The sequence below is a fragment of the Desulfobotulus sapovorans DSM 2055 genome (genome assembly GCF_059569355.1).
In genome coordinates this window covers 524,054-544,321 of sequence record NZ_JCANVJ010000001.1, presented here as the reverse complement: position 1 = coordinate 544,321, position 20,268 = coordinate 524,054, and the positions used below count along the sequence as shown (strand labels likewise).

Sequence of the window (20,268 nt, the reverse complement as noted above, 5' to 3'; positions counted from 1 at the left end):
GGATCAGGCGTCCACAGATCCGGTGGCTTTAAAACGAAAACTTAAGGCATCTTGTTTGACACCAATGGAAACCGTTCCACCGGAAACCAGTTCTCCAAAAAGAAGGGCATCGGCCAGCTTATCCTTCACCTCCACCTGAATCAGACGATCCAGTGGACGGGCACCGAACTTGGGATCATACCCCTTTTTCGCCAGCCATTCCCGGGCTTTGGCGCTGAGCCTCAAACTCACCTTGCGTTCGGCAAGCTGGGATCGTAAAAGCCCTATGAATTTTTCCACCACCTGTTCCATCACCTTCTGATCCAAAGGCAAAAAAGCCAGGGTCGCATCCAGACGATTACGGAATTCCGGAGAAAACATGCGGTTCACGGCATCCTTCCCCTTGCCCGCATCATCCCTGCCGGAGGCACTGAAACCAATGGTAGCCGTGGCCATTTCCCTTGCCCCCACGTTGGAGGTCATGATGAGAATCACATTTCTGAAATCTGCATGTTTGCCGTTGTTGTCCGTGAGCCGTGCATAGTCCATGACCTGAAGCAGAATATTGAACACATCAGGATGGGCTTTTTCAATCTCATCAAGAAGCAGCACCGCATGGGGATGCTTGCGGATTTCATCCGTGAGAAGACCGCCCTGCTCAAAACCGACATAGCCCGGAGGCGCACCGATAAGACGGGAAACGGCATGCTTTTCCATGTATTCACTCATGTCATAACGGACAAAATGTACCCCTAAAGTTGCAGCAAGCTGGCGGGCCACTTCGGTCTTGCCCACACCCGTAGGCCCTGTAAAGAGAAAGGAACCCACCGGCTTTTCCGGATTTCCAAGACCGGAACGGGAACGCTTGATGGCTGTGGCCAGCGTCGTGATGGCCGTATCCTGACCAAAAACCACTTCCCTCAGGTTTTCCTCAAGACGGGCAAGACGCTTCCTGTCAGAGCTGGAAACACTTCTTGCCGGAATCTTGGCCATACGCGCCACCACATCCTCCACGTCCTTTTCCGTAATCACCGCCTTCATGACACGGCCTTCGGAACGTTTAAGGGTATGCAGGGCACCGGCTTCATCCATGACATCAATGGCCTTATCCGGAAGAAAACGGTCATTCAGATAGCGTGTGGAAAGTTTAACCGCAGCCACAAGGGCATCCGGCTCGTAGGAAATACCATGGTGGGCCTCGTAATGCGCCTTCAGACCTTCCAGTATGGCAACACAGGCCTCTTCAGAGGGTTCTGCAATCTCAATCTTTTCAAAACGCCTGGACAGAGCCCTGTCCTTTTCAAAATGGCTTTTGAATTCCTCATAGGTCGTGGATCCGATACAACGGAAATCTCCGGATCCAAGGGCGGGTTTCAGAATATTGGAGGCATCCAGAGAACCGGAACTGGTAGCTCCGGCTCCCACAATGGTGTGGATTTCATCAATAAACAGAATGGCATTTTTATGCTCTTTGAGAGCCTCAATCACCTTTTTCAGACGCAGCTCAAAATCCCCGCGGAATTTGGTTCCTGCCAGCAGACTGCCCATATCCAGGGAAAAAATCCGGCAATGCCGCAAAAGAGGAGGCACTTCTCCAAAGGCAATTTTCTGGGCCAGACCTTCTGCAAGGGCGGTTTTCCCCACACCGGGATCTCCCACAAAAACCGGATTGTTTTTGCGCCTTCTGCAAAGCACCTGAAGGGTACGCTCCAACTCGGCCTGACGCCCCACCACAGGATCCATACGCCCCTGGGAAGCCCTTGCAACAAGATCTGTCGTATAACTTGCCAGGGGATCTTCCTTGACCCCCTCTCCCGGAGCCGTTTTGATATCCCCGTCGGCTCCTTTGCGGCCCGTCTCCGTTCCCATACCATGGGAAATATAGGTCAGCACCTCAAGCCGGGTAATACCCTCCTTCTGGAGATAAAAAGCCGCGTGGGAATCCTTTTCCTGAAAAATCACAGCCAGAATATCGCCCACACTGACCTCGTTTTTCTCCGCGCTCCGGGCATGGTTTACCGCCCTCTGAATCATCCGCTGAAAACCTACGGTCTGCTGCAGAACATATTCCGTATTTTCCGGAAGACTTTCCATTCGTTCCCGGAAAAACCCCTCCAGCCGTGTTTTCAGTTTATGCACATCTCCGCCGCAGGCTTCCAGAATTTCAATACCCAGAGCGTCGTGAAGAATGGCAAAGAGCACATGCTCCACACAAACATACTCATGCCGCCGTTTTTTGGCTTCCCGCACGGCAAATCCAAGGGTGGCGCTGAGTTCTTTGCTGATCATTATTCTCTCTCCATTGAAGCCTTAAGGGGAAAACCATGAGCCTTGGCATGCACCGTGACAGCTTCCACCTTGCTTTCCGCAATCTCATGTGGATAGAGACCGCACAATCCAACCCCCATCCGATGCACATTCAGCATGATCCGGGTGGCCTCTTCCATTGTTTTGTGAAAAACCGAAACAAGAATCTCCACCACAAATTCCATGGTGGTATAATCATCGTTATGCAGCAATACCTTATACAGGGGAGGTTCATCGTTTTGGCTGTCCTCACCCAGCAAGTTGGCCAGCGACTCCTCAAACTCCGTATGCGCCCCTCCCATACACCCCTCATATCCATCCACCTGAATTCCCAATAAAGGACATCCAGAATATAGTTTAGACTAATGCTTCTTCAGGCAAGGTCAAGCACAAAAATACACCATAGAGAATGCCATCACGGTCATTGAGTCCCCATCCAAAAAGCGATCATTTTCCACAGCATTTCTTATATTTTTTTCTGCTACCACAGGAACAAAGATCATTGCGGCCAATCTTCTCCTCCTTCCTGCGAATGGGTTCACGGTTTTCCTCTTCTTTGCCATGGGAAAAAATCAATTTCTGCTGTTTCGGTTCGGGGAGGGGTTCCAGCTCTGTTTCACGCCGGATCTGCACACGAAAAAGAATACCCACCACATCATCTTTCACACGCTGAATCATATCCTGGAACATGGCAAAACCCTCTTTTTTATAAACAATCAAAGGATTTTGCTGGGCATAGCCCCTCAGACCAATGCCGTCTTTCAGGTGATCCATACTGAGAAGATGACTCTTCCAGTAGGTATCTACTGTCTGAAGTATGATAAAGCGTTCCAGTTGCCGCATATCTCTTTCACCGACGAGGGCTTCTTTTTCTTCATAAGCCCGGAAAGCCGCATCACGTATGGCTGCAGCCAGGGTATCGGGCTTCATGTCTGCCACCGGTTCCTCGGGCTTTTCCAAAGAAAAGAAAAAACGACGCTCCACAGCCTCGCTTACGGTTTCCCAGGTCAGAGAAAGTTCATTTTTCTGATGCTGCCCGGCAAAGGAATACGCCACATCCTCTGCAACTTCTTCAATCATTTCAAGAACAACAGACTTAAGGGATTCGCTGGCCAGAGCCTCACGCCGCTGACGATAGATGACCTCCCTCTGCTGATTCATCACATCATCATATTCAAGAATATGCTTGCGGATATCGAAGTTATGTCCTTCCACCTTTTTCTGGGAATTTTCAATGGCTCTGGAAATCAGACGATGCTCAATGGGTTCTCCCTCTTCCAGCCCCAGACGATCCATAATTTTTGCAATACGCTCCCCGCCAAAAATACGCAGCAGGTCATCTTCAAGGGAAAGATAAAAACGGGAGGAACCCGGATCGCCCTGACGACCGGAACGTCCCCGGAGCTGGTTGTCGATACGCCGGGATTCATGGCGCTCCGTACCGAGGATGTGAAGACCTCCCAGCTCCCGAACTCCCTCACCCAGTACAATGTCCGTCCCCCTGCCCGCCATGTTGGTGGCAATGGTGACATGCCCTTTCTGCCCCGCCATGGCAATAATTTCTGCTTCTTTTTTATGGTTCTTGGCATTCAAGACCTCATGGGGAACCCCCTTTTTGGCCAGCAGCCGACTCAGGTACTCGGAAACGTCAATATTGATGGTACCTACCAGAACCGGCTGCCCTTTCCTATGCAGGTCGACAATTTCTTCAATGGCGGCCTGGTACTTCTCTTTTTTGGTTTTATAAATCACATCCGGATAATCCTCACGGATCATCATCCTGTGCGTTGGAATGCACAATACATCAAGATTATAGATTTTTTTAAATTCAACGGCTTCCGTTTCCGCCGTACCCGTCATACCCGAAAGTTTTCTGTACATGCGGAAATAATTCTGAAAGGTGATGGAAGCCAGGGTCTGGTTCTCATTTTCAATTTCAACACCTTCCTTGGCTTCCAGAGCCTGATGCAGGCCCTCGCTGTAACGCCTGCCCGCCATCAGGCGGCCCGTAAATTCATCTACAATCACAACCTTGCCATCCTGAACGATGTAATCCGCATCCCTCTTAAACAGGGCATGGGCCTTCAAAGCCTGGTTCACATGGTGCAGGATCTCTATATTCGCAGGTTCATAAATATTCGGAGTTTTCAGAAGTTCTTCTACCCGTACGACCCCCTCTTCTGTCAGGGATACACTGCGGGCTTTTTCATCCACAAGGTAATCCCTTTCCAGCTGAAGTGCCGGCATAATGGCATTAACCGCATAGTAGAGGTGGGTGGATTTTTCCGCAGGCCCGGAAATAATCAACGGTGTTCTGGCCTCATCAATGAGAATGCTGTCGACCTCATCCACAATGGCAAAATTAAGATCCCGCTGGGCAAGACTTTCCCTGTGAAACTTCATATTGTCACGGAGGTAGTCAAAACCGAACTCATTGTTGGTACCATAGGTAATGTCCGCATTGTAGGCCACACGGCGCTCTTCATCATCCATACCATGAACGATCACGCCAACAGACAGCCCGAGGAAGGTATACAGACGGCCCATCCACTCCGAGTCCCTATGGGCCAGATAATCGTTCACCGTCACCACATGAACCCCCTTACCTGTGATGGCATTAAGGTATGCCGCCAAGGTAGCTACAAGGGTTTTTCCTTCGCCCGTTTTCATTTCAGCAATATTGCCCTCATGCAGGGCCACGCCACCGATGAGCTGGCAATCAAAGTGCCGCATCCCAAGAACCCTGCGGGAAGCTTCCCGCACCACAGCAAAAGCTTCCGGAAGAAGGGACTCCAGGGACTCACCGGAGGCAAAACGCTCCCTGAAGATTTCCGTTCTCGCTGCCAGAGTACCGTCGTCAAGGATTTCCATTTCCGGTTCAAAACGATTGGTGGCATCCACATAGCTCTGAATACGGCGTAACTCTCTTTGGTTTTTGCTGCCAAAAACACGGGTAAGCAAACGTGCGATCATAATTAACCTTCCTGATTTAAATAGAATTCTTCCTGAAAATCTCTAAAGACACCAAGACTTATGGAAGAGAGGCGTATGAGATTTCCTTAACATAGAAATACGACACGAAAAGATACGGACGTTGAAGGCGGGTTAAAAAATATCAGCACACCACAGCCCCCTGTACATGTCAGCTTACGCGGCCCCAAAAAATAAAAACCCGGGCAAGCCCAGCCTGCCCGGTTCTGATCCTAAACAGTCTTTTCTGTTCCGCACAAGAACTCCATCCAGAGAGCAGAGAAACCGAATTCAAAGCAATCCTTTCATTCAGGTCATTGTATCAGGACAACCTGAACCGTATCGTTCACCCCGTCGATTTGAGGCTGAAGGGATAAAATCTTCGCCATCCAACAGCGGCAGGTATCAAGACAGACGTCACTTGAAACGTATTTTTTTTAAGCAGTCTTAATCCAGAATATATTTGGCTGGGTTTACGGGGAGACCATTCAAACGAACTTCATAATGCACATGAGGCCCCGTACTGCGCCCCGTATTTCCCAGCTTCCCAATGATGTCACCACGACGTACGGTCTGCCCTGGTTTCACAAGGGTTTTCTGCAGATGCCCGTACCGGGTCACCAGCCCATGTCCATGGTCAATATTCACCACAATACCAATCGCCCCTCTGTCTCCGGAGAAACTGACCACACCATCGGCTGTTGCTACAATAGGGGTTCCCGTACGGTTGGCAATATCCAGTCCGCTATGAAACTCCCGTTTTCCCGTAAAGGGTGAAGTCCGGTACCCAAAATGGGAGGTTACCCAGCCATCGGCAGGCCGGATGGCGGGGGTTACGGCCAGAAGATTCCGCTGGTTTTCAAGGGATTTCAGAAGGGACTCAAAACCATCAATCTGATCCAGTGACCCTTTCTCCAAATGCACAACACGGTCATGCATTTCCCGGACAAGGCTGGCATGGCTTTCGGACAATTCCAGACGTGTATCCAGATCCTCCACGTGGGATCCCCCAAGACCAAAAATACCTCCGTCTTCAGACCCCTTGATATTGGCAATGGTTCGGATTTTCTGTTCAAACTCGGCAAGGGTCATTACCCTGCTCTTCAACAGATTCAATTCTTTGGCAAACAACTGAATCTGCTGTCGCTGAAGATCCCGATCCTCCTCACTGCGCAATAACTCCGAGCGTAACAGAGGAACTTCCGATGCCAGGGAAAAAAGCCTTGAATAATCATACACAATCCATCCGCCACCCAAAAACAGCATCCCTAAACACAAAACCAAAAAGCACGTTACGCTCCTGGATACGGTGATCTCGCGCATCCTTGCACCGGAGTGGCTCATGATATAAAGGGTTGTCTTCTTTTTCATATCTGCACCTTTATATGTTGAAGCAAGGGTGGAAAGTCAGTATTTTACTCAGCGGACGTATAGGTATTTTTAGCATATGAAAAAAAACTGTCAAGCAAGTCAAACAATACAACACTGGAGACTGCCTTTTTTCCCGATTATGAACAATTGCTCCAAACCCGTGTATAAAAAAATATTCTATAGTCAAAAAAACACATTCATTTCTATCATTCGTCAAACATTCAGACACAAAGGGGAACTCTTCTTGACAGAACTTCATCTTCAGCTTTTTAGGGTTGTGCTGAAATGGCAAAAGGAGCGATACAGAAGATAAAAAAACAGCATCCTGCCCAAAAGACCTTCTACAAAGCCTGTTCACGGATCCGAAGCCGCATGGCCTTCACCGTATTTTTCATCAGCATGGCGATGGTCATGGGCCCCACACCTCCGGGAACAGGAGTAATCCAGCCCGCAATCTCCAAAGCAGCCTGATAATCCACATCACCACGCAAAACAGCTATGGGTTTTCCGGTTTTCTCACTGATCGCTTCCCCCACCCGGTTCACCCCGACATCAATGACACAGGCACCGGGTTTGATCCATTCCGGTTTCACAAGATTGGGTACACCTGCGGCAACAATAAGGATATCTGCCCGTCTGCAATGGGAAGCCAGATCTTTTGTACCCGTATGCACCACCGTAACGGTACCATTGCCTGCCTGCCCCTTTTGCAGCAGGAGATTGGCAATGGGTTTTCCCACAATATTTGAACGCCCCACCACCACCACTTCGGCACCGGCAACATCCACTCCCGACCGAATCAGCATTTCCTGAATACCCGCAGGCGTACAGGGAAGAAAGGGGGCAGCTCCGCCTTCCAGCATGAGACGCCCTGCATTCACCGGATGAAAAGCATCCACATCCTTTGCCGGATCAATGGCATAAATAACTCTGGACTCATTAATATGCTTCGGCAATGGCAACTGAACCAAAATTCCATCAATGGTATCATCCTGATTATACTGTTCAATAAGATTCAAAAGTGCAGATTCTGAAATATCAGCAGGAAGATTTTCCTGCACTTCCTTGAATCCCACCCTGTGTGCAGTTTTAATTTTCAAAGACACATAGGAAAGGGACGCCGGATTTTCTCCCACAAGAATGGTCACCAGCCCGGGCGGCCTGCCATGGTTCGACCGAAGCATTTCAACATCCGCAGCTACCTCTTCCAGAATAACTTCCCTGAGTTCGGTTCCCCGAATCACCTTTGCACCCATGACTTCTCCTTATCAGCACTGCGCCACATGGCTGTGACATGCTCTTTTGCACATTTCTGTTTTTTAAATATATCACCGACCCGTACGACTATCCCTGCACAGTTCCGGGTTTTGCAACCAGAACGGAAACCCAGGTCACAAGAGGCGCAAGGGACAAAGAAGTCAACATCCCGATGGTTCCCGCTTCAGGAGAACTGATGCCCATAAAATATAAAGCAAGACAAGTGCCAAGCCCACCAAAAGCGGATGTCATGGCTGCAGCACGATTGGTTTTCTCATAAAAAAGCCCCCAGATAAAGGGGCCAAGAAAGGCGGATCCGATGGCTCCCCATGAAATTCCCAAAATCATGACGATGGAAGCAGGTCTGGAATAGGCCAGCAGAACAGAAAGAAAAATGAAAAAGAAACTGGCGTAACGCATCAAGACCGTCAGTTGAAGATCCGAAACATCCTTTCTGACAAATCCCGCATAAAAATCCTTCACCATGGCGGAACTTGAAATCAGGACAAGCGCCGCCAAAGTGGACATGGAAGCGGAAAGCACCAGGAGCAAAATAATAACGGAGAGAGAATCAGGAATGATGTTGGCCAAAAGTTCCGGCATCAGAGCGTCAAAAACAGGACGGCCTTCCGAGAAGGCTCCGGGAGTGGATTCCGGATTTAAAAAAAGCCGGGTAGTGGAACCAATAAAATAAGCCACACCACTGATCAGAATAGCAAAAAGAGTAGACGCCAGAGTACCGATGCGTATAGCCCGCTGATCCCGGATCGCGTAAAATTTCTGCACCAGCTGGGGCATGGCAAAGGGGGCCACACTGGTCAGAAAAACCAGACAAAAAAGAGGCCACCAACCCGGAGGCCCCACAAAAGCGGCAAGATCCGGATTGATAGCCCGCAGGTCGGTTACCATACGCGCCAGTCCGCCTCCTTTATTCAGCGTAAACCCAAGCAGCATCAGCACACCTACCACCATCACCATACCGAAAAAGACATCCACAAGAGCCATGGAACGGTAGCCACCGAGAATCATGTACAGAGCAGTTGCACTCCCCATGATGGCAAGCGCCAAGCCGTAATCCATACCAAAATTAGACTGAAACAGATAGGAAAGCCCCATGAAAACGGCACTGGTGTAGGGAATAAAAAATACAAAAATAGCAAGAGCCGCAAAAAGCTTCAGGCCGGGACTGTCATACCGTTTCTGAAAAAACTCAGCCATGGTATGCACCTCGTATTTCATGGACATCTTTTTGATCGCAGGCCCCATTACCAGCCATACAGCCAGAACGCCCAGCATGGCATTACCAAACGCTATCCACAAGCCCGAAAGTCCAAAACCCCACCCAACTCTCCCTGCAAAACCAATGAACAGGACAGCTGAAAAATACGCCGTCGCATAGGTAAAGGCACTCATCCACGGCCCGATATTTCCGCCACCAAGGAAAAAATCCGAAAAAGAACGTGTGCGTTTCAGGCCCGCAAACCCTGCCCATAAAATGACCAAAAAATACAAAGCCACCACAATACTCTTGATCAGCATACAGCGTTCCTCTCTTCCGCAGCCTGCCTAAACCACCGGCGGCAACGCTTCAAGTCCTGAGGTTTCGTCAAGGTTCCACATGATATTCATATTCTGAACAGCCTGCCCCGCAGCACCCTTTACCAGGTTATCAATGGCGGATACCAGAATAAGAGTATCCGTTTCCGGATCCAGCCGCACAGCAATGTCACAGCAGTTGGAGCCACGGACAAAGGACAGATCCGGAAAACGCCCCCTGGGAAGCAGGCGGACAAAGGAGCGCCCCTGATATGCGGCGGCAATACAGTCCCGAATCTCTCCTTCTTCCCGTTTTTCTTTAAGCTTGACATAGGTTGTGGTCAGCATTCCCCGTATAGTGGGAACAAGATGGGGTACAAAGGTCACCTGGGCCTCTCCCCCCCCCACTGCACTCAAAATAGCTGCAATTTCAGGCCTGTGACGATGTTCCCCTACTTTGTAGGCTTTGAAACCCTGGGCAATTTCACAGTAATGGGTTGCAAGGGAGACCTCGCGACCCGCACCGCTGACACCGGATTTGGCATCACAGACCACATGGGATAAATCCACCCAACCCTTCCGAACAAGGGGGAGAAGAGGTAGCAGAATGGAAGTCGGATAGCATCCTGGATTGCCCACGAGACGTGCCGAAGAAATACGATCCGCAAACACCTCGCTCAGGCCGTATACAGCTTCACGGCAAAGCTCCGGAGCTTGATGCGTATCGTAAACCTTTTCATAGGCAAGGGGATCTGAAAAACGAAAATCTGCTGAAAGGTCCACGACCCGGCATCCCGCATCCAGAAGACCAGGAATCATGGACATGGGAAGCTTATGCGGCAAAGCCATAAAAACCACATCGGACACCGACGCAAGCTTTCCCGGATCATAGGTTTCCAGTACATGATCCATACGTTGAAAAAATGCGGGAAAAACATCAGAAAAACGCTGTCCTGCATACTGGCGCGACGTCAGCATGGTTACTTCAACGTTCGGATGGCGACTGAGAATACGCAATAATTCCGCCCCTGCATAGCCTGTAGCCCCCACAATGGCAACGCGGATCATAACTTTCCCCCTGAAAAAGACATTCAACCCCAAAAACATCAGGATTATAAAATTATTAAAACACAACATGTACAAATAGTTATAATCTTAAGACTGCTTTCCAGGCTGTAAATGGCACCCCGGATCAGAAGAATTTAGCCTCTTATCAGACCCCCCGGTTCTTGGCAAGTAGACAGCTTCTGACGCACATAGAGCATCTGCGCACAAAGGAAGGCTACGCCAAGTCACATTAAGTCTTTTTTCTATGAAAAACCTGAATATTCGTCCTATTTTTCCCGCCCAAACGATCTGTTGCGATGCAATATTTTTTCTTGACAAAGAGTCTCATCCGCTCCATATTGGTCACAGCAAAACACCAACCTACCCCAAAAAGGAGAACAACATGAAGACCTTCGAACCCAGCAAACTTGTACAGCAGATGATTGATTTTCAGAAAACTGCTTTTGACAATACCTTCAACGCCATCCTGATGATTCAGGGCCAGACGGAAAAAATGACCGAGGCCATGCTCACCAAAAACAGCATGATCCCCGAAGAAGGCCAGAAAATGCTTCAGGAATGGACTTTGGCCTTTAAAAAAGGACAGGAAGACTTCAAAAAGAATATTGACGAAAACTTTAAAAAATTTGAATCTTTCATTGCAGAGTCCGCAAGCAAGGTTGAAAAAGCCACCGGAAAAACAACCAAGTAACGCCTGAAAAAACTCTATTCCAACGTATCTGAAACAGACAGGGCGAGGATTTTAATCTTAAAAAATACACTTAACGTATTCTTTTAAGTATTAAAATCCTCGAAATTTATATGAACATCTTATTCCTGAAAAGAAAGGTCTTACTCTTATGGATCAGAAAGATTTTATTAAATCCATCCTTACTTACAATAAAACCGCCTTTGATCAGTTCCTGACAACATCCACCATGGCCCAGGAACAAATGGAAAAACTTGCTGAAACTCTTTTTCTTCAGGAATCCACACCGGAAGAAGGTAAAAAAATGATACGAGAATGGCTGGACAGCATCCGTCAGGGGCGTAAAGACATTCAGGAATCCCTGGAAAATTCATTCCGTCAGCTCGAAACCTATATGTTATCCCTCATTCCCTGATATCTTAAAAAACATGGCAGATCTGCTTTACCATGAAAAATATTCATCCCTTATCCGGAAGGATGGATTCCCTCATTGCTATCATTGCTAAATATGTACCAGAAAAATTGAAAAAAAATTAGAAAAATACAGGAAAACAGCCCTCAGAAGGGCTAATCCTTCTGAGTCACTATAAGTTACTCTACGGCAAGACGCCGCAACGTGCGTACGCTGCTTTTCAAAACAACAACTTTACCCATGATGCGTTGAGCGGAATACGTCCAGACCCTACAAATCTTACAGAAGGATTCTTCCATGAGTACTTCCGATAGCAAGCAGACCACTGGCTGGTTCCAGTTTCCCGATTTTGATATCACCAGTTTCTTTACACCCAACACCACACTTGCACCTTTCCAGGACTGGTTCAAAGATCAGAAATTCATCCATACATCATCTCCCTGGACACCTTTTACCTTCCCGGACTTCAATAAAACCAGTATGAACTGGTACACTCTGGCAGCGGAACAAATACAAACAGCTTTTGACGAATACTGGAAAATGCTGGGCCTTGTTCCTCAAACGGAATATGACAGACTGCTCCAGCAGTACAACACCATCAAGCGTAAGCTTGAGGAGGATGAGCAGAAAAAAAATGAAAAGAATGCCCAGGACAACGCCAAGATCCAAGAAACTCAGGAGGCCCTTAAAGCCGCTGAGGCCCAGATTGAAAAACTTGAAAATGACCTGAAAAAGACAGGCCGTCAGACAGAAACAAAAAAAGAAAAGGTCTGAATCGGAAGCCTTTCCTCTTAAAGATGCTATTTTCTCCCTTATGGCAAGGGTTTTTCACTCTACTCCCTTTGCCATTTCAGGGAGAAAGGCCTTAAAAAAAATATTGGAAACCCCTCCCCTTCTGTACGTGATTCTAGTTTCTGCCAGACTCTGAAACTTAAAGCAAAAAAGACTTTTCCTCCCTTAAAAACATTTCCGCCAAGCGATAGTCTTCTGGTCTTGTTACCTTCATATTTCTAGAACTTCCTGCTACAAACGCAATATCGTATCCCATAGCCGCCACAAGTCCGGCGTCATCGGTTCCTTCCCACCCCTTGGAAAGGGCCATTTCATGGGCTTCCCGTAAAAGATCACTGCGAAAAACCTGGGGCGTTTGTATGGCCACAACATTTTCCCTGGCCAACGCTTCACTACCACCACAAGGCAATTTAAGACGCAGCGTATCCACCATATCCACAGCAAGTGTAGCTGCACCATGGACTTTCGCAGCCATAAAAGTATCACGAATATGAGACATCTTAATAAAGGGCCTGACAGCATCGTGAACTAAAATATATTCCACATCTGCATCTATCTGGGCAAGACCTGAAAATACTGAAGCCTGACGGCTTTTTCCACCCGATGCCAGACGGATACTTTTAGTAAGGTTAAAAATGGGCAGCAGTTGTTCATGGATCATCGACAAATCCTCAGCAGGAGCCACAAGGACAAGGCTCTTTACTTCAGGGCTTGCATCCAGGGTGCTCAGGGAATGTCCCATCATGGGAATCCCCCCCAAAGGAAGGTACTGTTTACGCAAATCCCCCCCCATACGCATGCCTTTCCCACCTGCCACCACAATCGCAACCAGAGAGGACACCTTGACTCCTTTTACTTTTGATTTCCAGTATTTAAACAGTAAATATCACTACAAATATTTGATTTTATAAAAAATATTTTATATCCATAGACATCAACAGGTTTATACGCTACACGGTCAGCAGTGTGACTCAGCCATGCAGTCCCAGGTCTTCCCCTTATTTCCATGCCATTCCGCTGAAAAGTGAGAGCAGCCGTACATTCTACCGCAGATAAGCCAGCTCCTTTGGCAAAGCAATCCCCTTGCCCATGGTATCCTCTCCATAATTGACACTGGCCAGAACCTGTATATCCTTCAAAGCACGCACATCGCCCCGAAAACAGACATCCTGTATACCTTCCTTTTGAATTTTTCCTCCCGCCCACTGAATATCCAAAACACTGGAGGCATCAAAATGGGCATCCCCCACACAGAGCTCTACCTTTCCCCCATAATGTTGGACAATTTTTGCCACCATAAGGCTGGGACGACTGTGAAAACCCAGCTTAACGGGAATGCCAACACGAATACTCCCCTGCTCCACATGGGCATTCAGAAGTTCCTTGGCAAGCTGCGTCCCCGTGTGCAAATAGTGGTTCACATAATAAAGGGCATAGTTGACCGTTCTGTCGAGCAGTCTTTCAGGATCTACATACTCACATAAAAGTTCCTGTACACGCTTGTAGGTATCTTTGAAACCTCTTACCCGGAGATGGCGCTCGTAGTAGTGCAGAAGACGGTTCACGATCTGAAGAAGATGAAAAGAAACGGAAAAATGGGAACGCAGCTGTCGGAGTTTTTCATTGCCAAAACGATAACCGCCATGAATAACATAGGTATCGAAGGAAGATTGGAGATTATGGGTCAGTACCTGAAAACGACGCATTTCTGCCTCGTTGATCTTTTCCGGTATCAGCTCCAAAATTTCCGAGTATGCATAGGGTTCATAAAATCCAAACTGCTCAAAATTTTTGGCTGTTGTGATAAATTCACTGGCAATTTTAACAATATAGTGATTTTGAAAAGGAATGGCACCGCCGTCGTCATCGATATTATGTTCCAACATTTCCGATGTAATCACACCCGGAAAATCCTGGGGCTCAAAGGATTGCCCTGGAATGGCAATTCCCAGCTTTGCTGCTTCCTCAAGTATCACCGGTGCAATACGAATCAGTATACCATTCAGAAATTCCAGAGTTTCTTCCCCCTCCCTGCGAAAAAGCTGGGAATCCTCCAGAGCATAAAATTCCATCCGGTTCAGGATATGCTGCTGGGTATAGCAGCCAAGGCTTACATGCCGTACCGTTGCTGCCAGCTCTCGATAAAAATACCAGAAACGATTATTTTTAGCCCCATGGAAATCGAGAAAATCCTCCAGCAGGTTCGAAGTGGCAATCAGCTTCGCATACATTCGCTTTGTAAAATAATGCCGTGGTTCCAGAAACTTTGTTATATAGATACAGCACTTAAGGTAGTCTTCCGAATAAATATTAACCTTTTCAGAAAAAGTAATCTTACAGCAAAGTTCTTCCACAATTCCCCTCCACCAGCTTAGAAAATAAAACAAAAGACAAGAGGAATCTGCCACGGGACAGGCTCCATCGTTCAGTTTTTCTTTAAAAGCAGGAAAAACAACCGCCAGAGATCACAATAGCAGGATCACTGGCGGTTATAATGCAAACGGTCAGAGCAAGCCGTAAGCCGAATTCTGTTCCTATTCCCCGTTACCCGGAAACAGGCGACGATCATTCATCTAGGATCACCGTTACCGATGACCTCAAGCGACCTACCCGGAAGCATGGACGGGCCACCCTACACTTCCCTATTTGGTCTTGCACCGGATGGGGTTTACCCAGCTACTCCGGTCACCCGGAATACTGGTGCGCTCTTACCGCACCCTTTCACCCTTACCTTCCGCCGAAGCAAAAGGCGGTCTACTCTCTGTTGCACTTGCCTTCGCGTTGCCACGACTCCACGTTATGGAGCATCCTGCCCTGTGGTGTTCGGACTTTCCTCCCGGACATATAAAAATATCCCGGCGATCATCTGGCTCACTCTCACCGTTTGCATTTTTTATCATAGTGCCCTTTTCAAAAAAAGTCCAGGTAAGGAATCCAAGGGTGGATTCAAGTACCTTGCAGAAAAAACCCTATCAGATATCATTCCAGTAAACAATACGGTTACAACGAGGGCAGCGGTTAATGGCATTACACCGCTGCAATTCAATGCAAAACTGGGGTGGCAAGGTCATAAAACACCCCTTACAGGTATTGCCACTAACATAGGAAACGCCCACACCGTTCCCAAGTCTGACTGCCTGCTCAAACAGCTTGATCAGACGAACCGGTGCATCGGCACCAATGGTTCTACGTTCATTTTCAATCTGCTCAAGGCTAGCCCGTTCTCTGGAACAGGAACTCAGAAGCTCTTCTCTTTCCTGCGCTACCCGTGCCACCTCAGCATCAACACGTGCCTGCGCCTCTCCCAGTGCCTTCTCCATGCCCTCTATTTGATCCAGCAACCCCAGCATGGCTTCCTGAATTCTGCCATTCACCTTACGGTTATCATCCATTTCCCGAAGCAATACCTGGTAGTCCCGGTTATTGGTAACAGCGCGTAAGGTCTGCTCACTTTTTTTCAGACGTTCTTCGTTATAGCGCAGATCGTCCTCAAATCCCTTGTACTGCTTGCGGAGTTTCTCCAGAGCCCCTGATTTTTCCTCAAGGATCAGACGTTCACGCTCAAGCTCCTTCTCAAGATCTTCCTGCCGTGCCGTAACATCCTTAAGAATGATACGCAGATCATGGGCACGGGTTTCCGTCTCCTGAAGACGGATCAGAATATCTATTTCCTGCCTTACCACTGGATTCATAAATACCCACCCCATGGGCTGACGACCCCAAAACGCCTGCGATCAGCCCTTTTCGCAGACAAGCCTGTTTAAGAGGCTACACCATAAAAAACGGATCTTTACAGGAAGACAAAGGCACAAGGGAAAGTCCCGATATCTTCCGTTCCCTTAAAATTCTGGACAAACGGTTCATCAGCAAATCAACCACACCATACTCCGTTCCAAAATGCCCTGCATCCACAAGACCAATTCCCTCTTCCAAGGCCGCCGTGGCTTCGTGGTACTTTATATCCCCCGTGACCAGAACATCTGCACCCCAAACCCGGGCTGCGGATATAAAACCGGCACCACTTCCCGAGCAGACGGCGACACGCCGAACAGGACGCATGGGATCCCCCACCATTCTGACCTGGGAAAGTCCAAGATCCTGTTTCACTTTACGGGAAAAATCTACCATAGAAAGGGAGGAAGAAAGAATTCCCGTTCTGCCCAGTCCAGCGCCCAAAGAACCTTCACCAGCGGGGATGGCATCCAGAACAGCCTCTGAACAAAGTGCTCTGAGTTTGCCCTTGAGCTCGGACAGCCTGTACGCTGCCAAACGGCACCGCCCGATGACACGTCCTTCCGGCCCATCAATACCATGCCACCAGGAGACCTCACAGCTCAAACTTGAAAAAAGATCAGACACCCGATTTCTCATGGCAACCGGTATCTCCACATGCAGAAGTTTTTCAGGGCATGTTTTTACATTTCCGAGAATCTGAATTTCTTCCAGCCCCAGCTTTGCACAAAGCTGGTCATTCAGCCCCCCTGCCACACTGTCCAGATTGGTATGAGCCGCATAAATACTCAGGTTACCCTGAATCGCCATGGCTATAATCTGCCCCATGGGGGTATCCAAACACAGCTGCTTCAGAGGTCTGAAAAAAAGCGGGTGGTGCACGACAAGAAATCCGACACCTTTCTGAACAGCCTCCGACACGACCTCAAAGGTTGCATCCAGGGCCACCCCCATATGTCGTACGGGTTGACCGGGGTCTCCTACCTGAAGCCCCACAGAATCCCAGGATTCCGCAAGATCCGGTGGGGCGATTTCCGTCATGAACGCAATGCAGTCTTCAACACGATAAACCATCCACCCTCCCCTGAGCCAAATAAAAAGGGCGGTGCAGGAGAATCCCCGCACCGCCCTTCCTTAATGTTCTTCTCCCTGCTGCACTCCCGTTTCCGGGAAAGAATCCGGTCTTTTCACCGGAATTTCCGTCAGGCTTTCCGGAAGAATCCCCTTATCAGTCCATTCTAAAGGACGCAAAATCATTCTCAAGGAAATAAAACCCCTTTTTCAGACCGTATCTTTTACAGAAAGGGAACCCGGAATCCTTTCCGAACCAAATTACAAACCTTAACACCTTAAAAAACTGGCAAACCACCTGTTTTTGAATTGACCACTATACCCTGAGAATGAAAAAACTTTTCCAGCAGGCTTTTTTCAAATTGCTTATTTATTATTTTTAAAAAAAGAAACTATCTTTATTGAGGCTACTGTCAGTCCCCTTGTTTCAGCCCGTCATCCAAATGATCCAGGAGGTGCTGAAATGTATCTTTTTGGAGTATAAATCCCGGTACGGTTCTTTACCGCAATCTAAAAATACTACCCAGCCCCGGAAGGAATGTCAAGACTCGGACGTATAATGCGCAGGGTGAACGCATGTAAGTTTCACTTCAAAATTACGGCTATGTAAAATCAGAGTGTTACAAATATCAAAAACTGAACAGCTTTGATTGTTAATGCTATAACCTATTGAAATTACATTCCGCCAAATCTACATGCGTTCACCCTGGTATAATGCGTATTTCCTGATCCCTGCATCCGGAATTTGCCCTGCGGTTTACCCGTCATGCTGCTTTTTAATGACATTCTGCACCACATTTCGGGTTTCAATCCCAGAAATCTAAAATGATCCTTTAAGGGAAGACAGGTCTTTGATACACATACAGGCTGTGATGTGATCTCTACGCGCTATTCCCAAAGATTTTCCAGGAGAATCCCCATGAAACGCCCCCTGCTTGTGCTTCTTGGTATAGGCCTTCTCTGCTGTTTTCCCGCCTGCGGCGCCAAAAAAACGGCTGCACCTCTCCCCCCCCCCTGGGAGATACCGGCCCAGCGGGCCATCCGTCAGGGAAACGCCAGTTACCTCAAAGGCTGCCACAGCCTTGCCCTGCAGCAGTATCAGGCAGCCCTTGAAGGCTATACCGCTGCGGACAACACTTCAGGTACGGCTTTAAGCCTCAACAACATGGGCAATGCCTACCGCATGATACGCCGCTACGAAGATGCTCTGGCCTGCTACAAGGAAGCCGCTCACAGGGCCGGTCTTCTGGGAGAAAAGGCTTTACAGGATCAGGCCCGCATCAATGAAATTGCCCTTTTCCTTGAAACAGGCCATGTACAGGAAGCAGCGGAACGCATGGCTGACATGGATCCCCCGGATACCCTGCCCGCCCTGATCCGGCCAAAAGCAAGACTGCTTTTTCTCGAAGGCAGATCGGAAGAAGCCAAAAAACTTCTGGAAGAAGCCCTCCTGCGAACAGATGACAGCAGCAGAGCAGGCCTTCTCTTTTCCCTTGGAGAAATCCTTCTTGACACCAAAGAGCCCGAAGCCGCGAGACCCCTTCTGCTGGAAGCCCTCCATCTGGACAGGCAGTCGGGAAAATTCGCAGCCACGGCCGCAGACCTCATGGCCCTGGCCCGCTGCGAGGCCCTTCTGGAAAACCATGGCCCTGCCGCAGATTACGCCCGCAGGGCCATGGAAATCTGGGCCCTCACCGGAGATGCCTCCCGTCTTGCCGAGCATGAAAAGTTCTTCCTTGAACTGGCGGAAACAAGCCGTATGGACATGACCCTGCCCCGTCATTTTATCCCGGTCTGGACTGAGGGCAGGGCTGTAGCCGGGCCCTGTGACTGATCCTTATGCGTCCCCATTCCACCCGATACAACCTTAAAAGAACTGGAAAAGCATCCCATGAATGCAGCAGAACCCGCCCTTGACCTGACACCAGATGACAACGTCACCCGCCTTACCTGCGGAGAAAAAACCATCTTTCTTGTAGGTACAGCCCATGTTTCAAGACAAAGTGCTGAAGAAGTGGAAAACCTGATCCGGGAAATCCGGCCCCATACCGTGGCCATTGAACTCTGCCCTCCCCGTTACGAATCCATCCAGGATCCGGATCGCTGGAAAAATATGGATATTCTCAAAGTGGTACGGGAAAAAAAATCCTTTCTCCTTCTTTCCAACCTTCTCCTTGCCGCTTTTCAGAAACGCATTGCCGACCGCATGGAAATCCGCCCCGGAGAAGAAATGCTCCGGGCCATTGCGGCGGCCGGGGAAACCGGGGCCAGCCTGCATCTTGCGGATCGGGAAGTGCGCATCACCCTGGCCCGCATCTGGCGCAAAATGGGCTTTCTCGCCAAGACCAAAATGCTGGTGCAGCTTCTGGGGTCGGGTTTTGAAGCGGATGACATTAAAGAGGAGGAAATTGAGAGGCTGAAAAATCAGGATGCCATGGCCTCCCTCATGCAGGAGATGGCCGGAGCCCATCCCGTGCTTCAGGAAGTGCTCATTGACGAGAGGGATCGTTACCTTGCGGAAAAAATACGCACAGCCCCCGGAGACTCCATCGTGGCTGTGGTGGGAGCCGGTCATGTGCCGGGTATTCTCCGCTACTGGGAGTCTCCCGTGGATCTCGCAGCATTGGAAACCCTGCCTCCTGCCGGAAAAACGGGAACGATTCTGAAGTGGGGGCTTCCAGCCCTCATTCTGATCCTCTTTGCCGCAGGCTTCTTCTTTGGCGGCAAGGGATCCGGGATGGACATGATTGCTTTCTGGATTGCCGCGAACGCTCTTTTTGCAGGCCTTGGCGCAGCCGCCTCCCTGGCCCATCCCCTGACCATCCTCACGGCCATGGTGGCAGCCCCCATCACCTCCCTCAACCCCATGGTGGCCGCAGGCTGGGTAGCCGGTCTTGCGGAAGTCTTTCTGCGAAAACCCCGGGTATCGGATCTTCAGTCCTTAAGCGAAGACATCACCAGTATGGGCGGATTCTGGAGAAACAAGGCCACACGCATCCTTCTTGTGGTGGTTTTCACCAACCTCGGAAGCTCGGTGGGCACCTTTGTGGCCCTTCCTCTCATGCTCCGGGTGCTGGGATAAGAC

The 20,268-nt window shown here is 49.0% G+C and carries 16 protein-coding genes and 1 other RNA gene; 5 read left to right on the top strand and 12 right to left on the bottom strand.

The genetic code is table 11. The features are described 5' to 3' along the window. Window positions 1–3: 3 nt before the first annotated feature. The 7 genes from clpA to argC all read right to left on the bottom strand — a co-directional run bounded on the left by clpA (window position 4) and on the right by argC (window position 10,488). On the bottom strand, window positions 4–2,268 hold the full coding sequence (gene clpA / locus BR04_RS02270) for an ATP-dependent Clp protease ATP-binding subunit ClpA (RefSeq protein ID WP_496354355.1): 2,265 nt from the start codon (window positions 2,266–2,268) through the stop codon (window positions 4–6). Next, on the bottom strand, window positions 2,268–2,588 hold the full coding sequence (locus BR04_RS02265) for an ATP-dependent Clp protease adaptor ClpS (RefSeq protein WP_496354354.1): 321 nt from the start codon (window positions 2,586–2,588) through the stop codon (window positions 2,268–2,270). Before BR04_RS02265 ends, clpA begins: the two co-directional genes overlap by 1 nt. Before the next feature lie 145 nt (window positions 2,589–2,733). Then, window positions 2,734–5,259: a preprotein translocase subunit SecA gene (gene secA / locus BR04_RS02260; protein WP_496354353.1), complete on the bottom strand. Its 2,526-nt coding sequence runs from the start codon at window positions 5,257–5,259 to the stop codon at window positions 2,734–2,736. Window positions 5,260–5,703: 444 nt separating this feature from the next. Then, entirely contained in the window at window positions 5,704–6,627 is a 924-nt protein-coding gene (locus BR04_RS02255; protein ID WP_496354352.1) for a M23 family metallopeptidase, read from the bottom strand. A gap of 341 nt (window positions 6,628–6,968) precedes the next feature. After that, window positions 6,969–7,883 carry a bifunctional methylenetetrahydrofolate dehydrogenase/methenyltetrahydrofolate cyclohydrolase FolD gene (gene folD, locus BR04_RS02250; protein WP_496354351.1) on the bottom strand — a complete coding sequence of 305 codons (915 nt, stop codon included), beginning with the start codon at window positions 7,881–7,883 and terminating at the stop codon, window positions 6,969–6,971. A gap of 88 nt (window positions 7,884–7,971) precedes the next feature. Continuing rightward, window positions 7,972–9,423 (bottom strand): sodium:solute symporter family protein, encoded by a 1,452-nt coding sequence (locus BR04_RS02245; RefSeq protein ID WP_496354350.1) that lies wholly within the window; start codon window positions 9,421–9,423, stop codon window positions 7,972–7,974. Between the two features lie 27 nt (window positions 9,424–9,450). Beyond that, complete coding sequence (gene argC, locus BR04_RS02240; RefSeq protein ID WP_496354349.1) at window positions 9,451–10,488, bottom strand: N-acetyl-gamma-glutamyl-phosphate reductase; 1,038 nt, start codon at window positions 10,486–10,488, stop codon at window positions 9,451–9,453. A 382-nt stretch (window positions 10,489–10,870) separates the two neighbouring features. Here argC and BR04_RS02235 point away from each other — a divergent pair, with 382 nt between their 5' ends. From BR04_RS02235 to BR04_RS02225, 3 genes are all read left to right on the top strand, one after another. Beyond that, complete coding sequence (locus BR04_RS02235) at window positions 10,871–11,179, top strand: hypothetical protein (protein WP_496354348.1); 309 nt, start codon at window positions 10,871–10,873, stop codon at window positions 11,177–11,179. A gap of 148 nt (window positions 11,180–11,327) precedes the next feature. Continuing rightward, window positions 11,328–11,591 carry a hypothetical protein gene (locus BR04_RS02230; protein ID WP_496354347.1) on the top strand — a complete coding sequence of 88 codons (264 nt, stop codon included), beginning with the start codon at window positions 11,328–11,330 and terminating at the stop codon, window positions 11,589–11,591. 294 nt (window positions 11,592–11,885) lie between these two features. Continuing rightward, window positions 11,886–12,362, top strand: coding sequence for a hypothetical protein (locus BR04_RS02225; RefSeq protein ID WP_496354346.1), 477 nt, complete (start codon window positions 11,886–11,888; stop codon window positions 12,360–12,362). Window positions 12,363–12,519: 157 nt separating this feature from the next. Here the strand turns inward: BR04_RS02225 and ispD are convergent, their stop codons facing one another. The 5 genes from ispD to BR04_RS02200 form a co-directional block, all read right to left on the bottom strand. After that, window positions 12,520–13,221 carry a 2-C-methyl-D-erythritol 4-phosphate cytidylyltransferase gene (ispD, locus tag BR04_RS02220; RefSeq protein WP_496354345.1) on the bottom strand — a complete coding sequence of 234 codons (702 nt, stop codon included), beginning with the start codon at window positions 13,219–13,221 and terminating at the stop codon, window positions 12,520–12,522. Window positions 13,222–13,423: 202 nt separating this feature from the next. After that, window positions 13,424–14,611: an HPr family phosphocarrier protein gene (locus BR04_RS02215; RefSeq protein ID WP_496354344.1), complete on the bottom strand. Its 1,188-nt coding sequence runs from the start codon at window positions 14,609–14,611 to the stop codon at window positions 13,424–13,426. A gap of 271 nt (window positions 14,612–14,882) precedes the next feature. After that, an RNA gene (gene rnpB / locus BR04_RS02210) (RNase P RNA component class A) lies at window positions 14,883–15,258 on the bottom strand. 94 nt (window positions 15,259–15,352) lie between these two features. After that, window positions 15,353–16,072 (bottom strand): zinc ribbon domain-containing protein, encoded by a 720-nt coding sequence (locus tag BR04_RS02205; protein WP_496354343.1) that lies wholly within the window; start codon window positions 16,070–16,072, stop codon window positions 15,353–15,355. Between the two features lie 76 nt (window positions 16,073–16,148). Beyond that, window positions 16,149–17,186 (bottom strand): Nif3-like dinuclear metal center hexameric protein, encoded by a 1,038-nt coding sequence (locus BR04_RS02200; RefSeq protein ID WP_496354342.1) that lies wholly within the window; start codon window positions 17,184–17,186, stop codon window positions 16,149–16,151. Window positions 17,187–18,102: 916 nt separating this feature from the next. On the opposite strand from BR04_RS02200, the gene BR04_RS02195 reads away from it, so the two are divergent. Next, a complete protein-coding gene (locus tag BR04_RS02195) occupies window positions 18,103–19,017 on the top strand; it encodes a tetratricopeptide repeat protein (RefSeq protein ID WP_496354341.1) in 915 nt (304 codons plus the stop codon). A gap of 57 nt (window positions 19,018–19,074) precedes the next feature. Next, window positions 19,075–20,265, top strand: coding sequence for a TraB/GumN family protein (locus tag BR04_RS02190; protein WP_496354340.1), 1,191 nt, complete (start codon window positions 19,075–19,077; stop codon window positions 20,263–20,265). The last annotated feature ends 3 nt before the right edge of the window (window positions 20,266–20,268 follow it).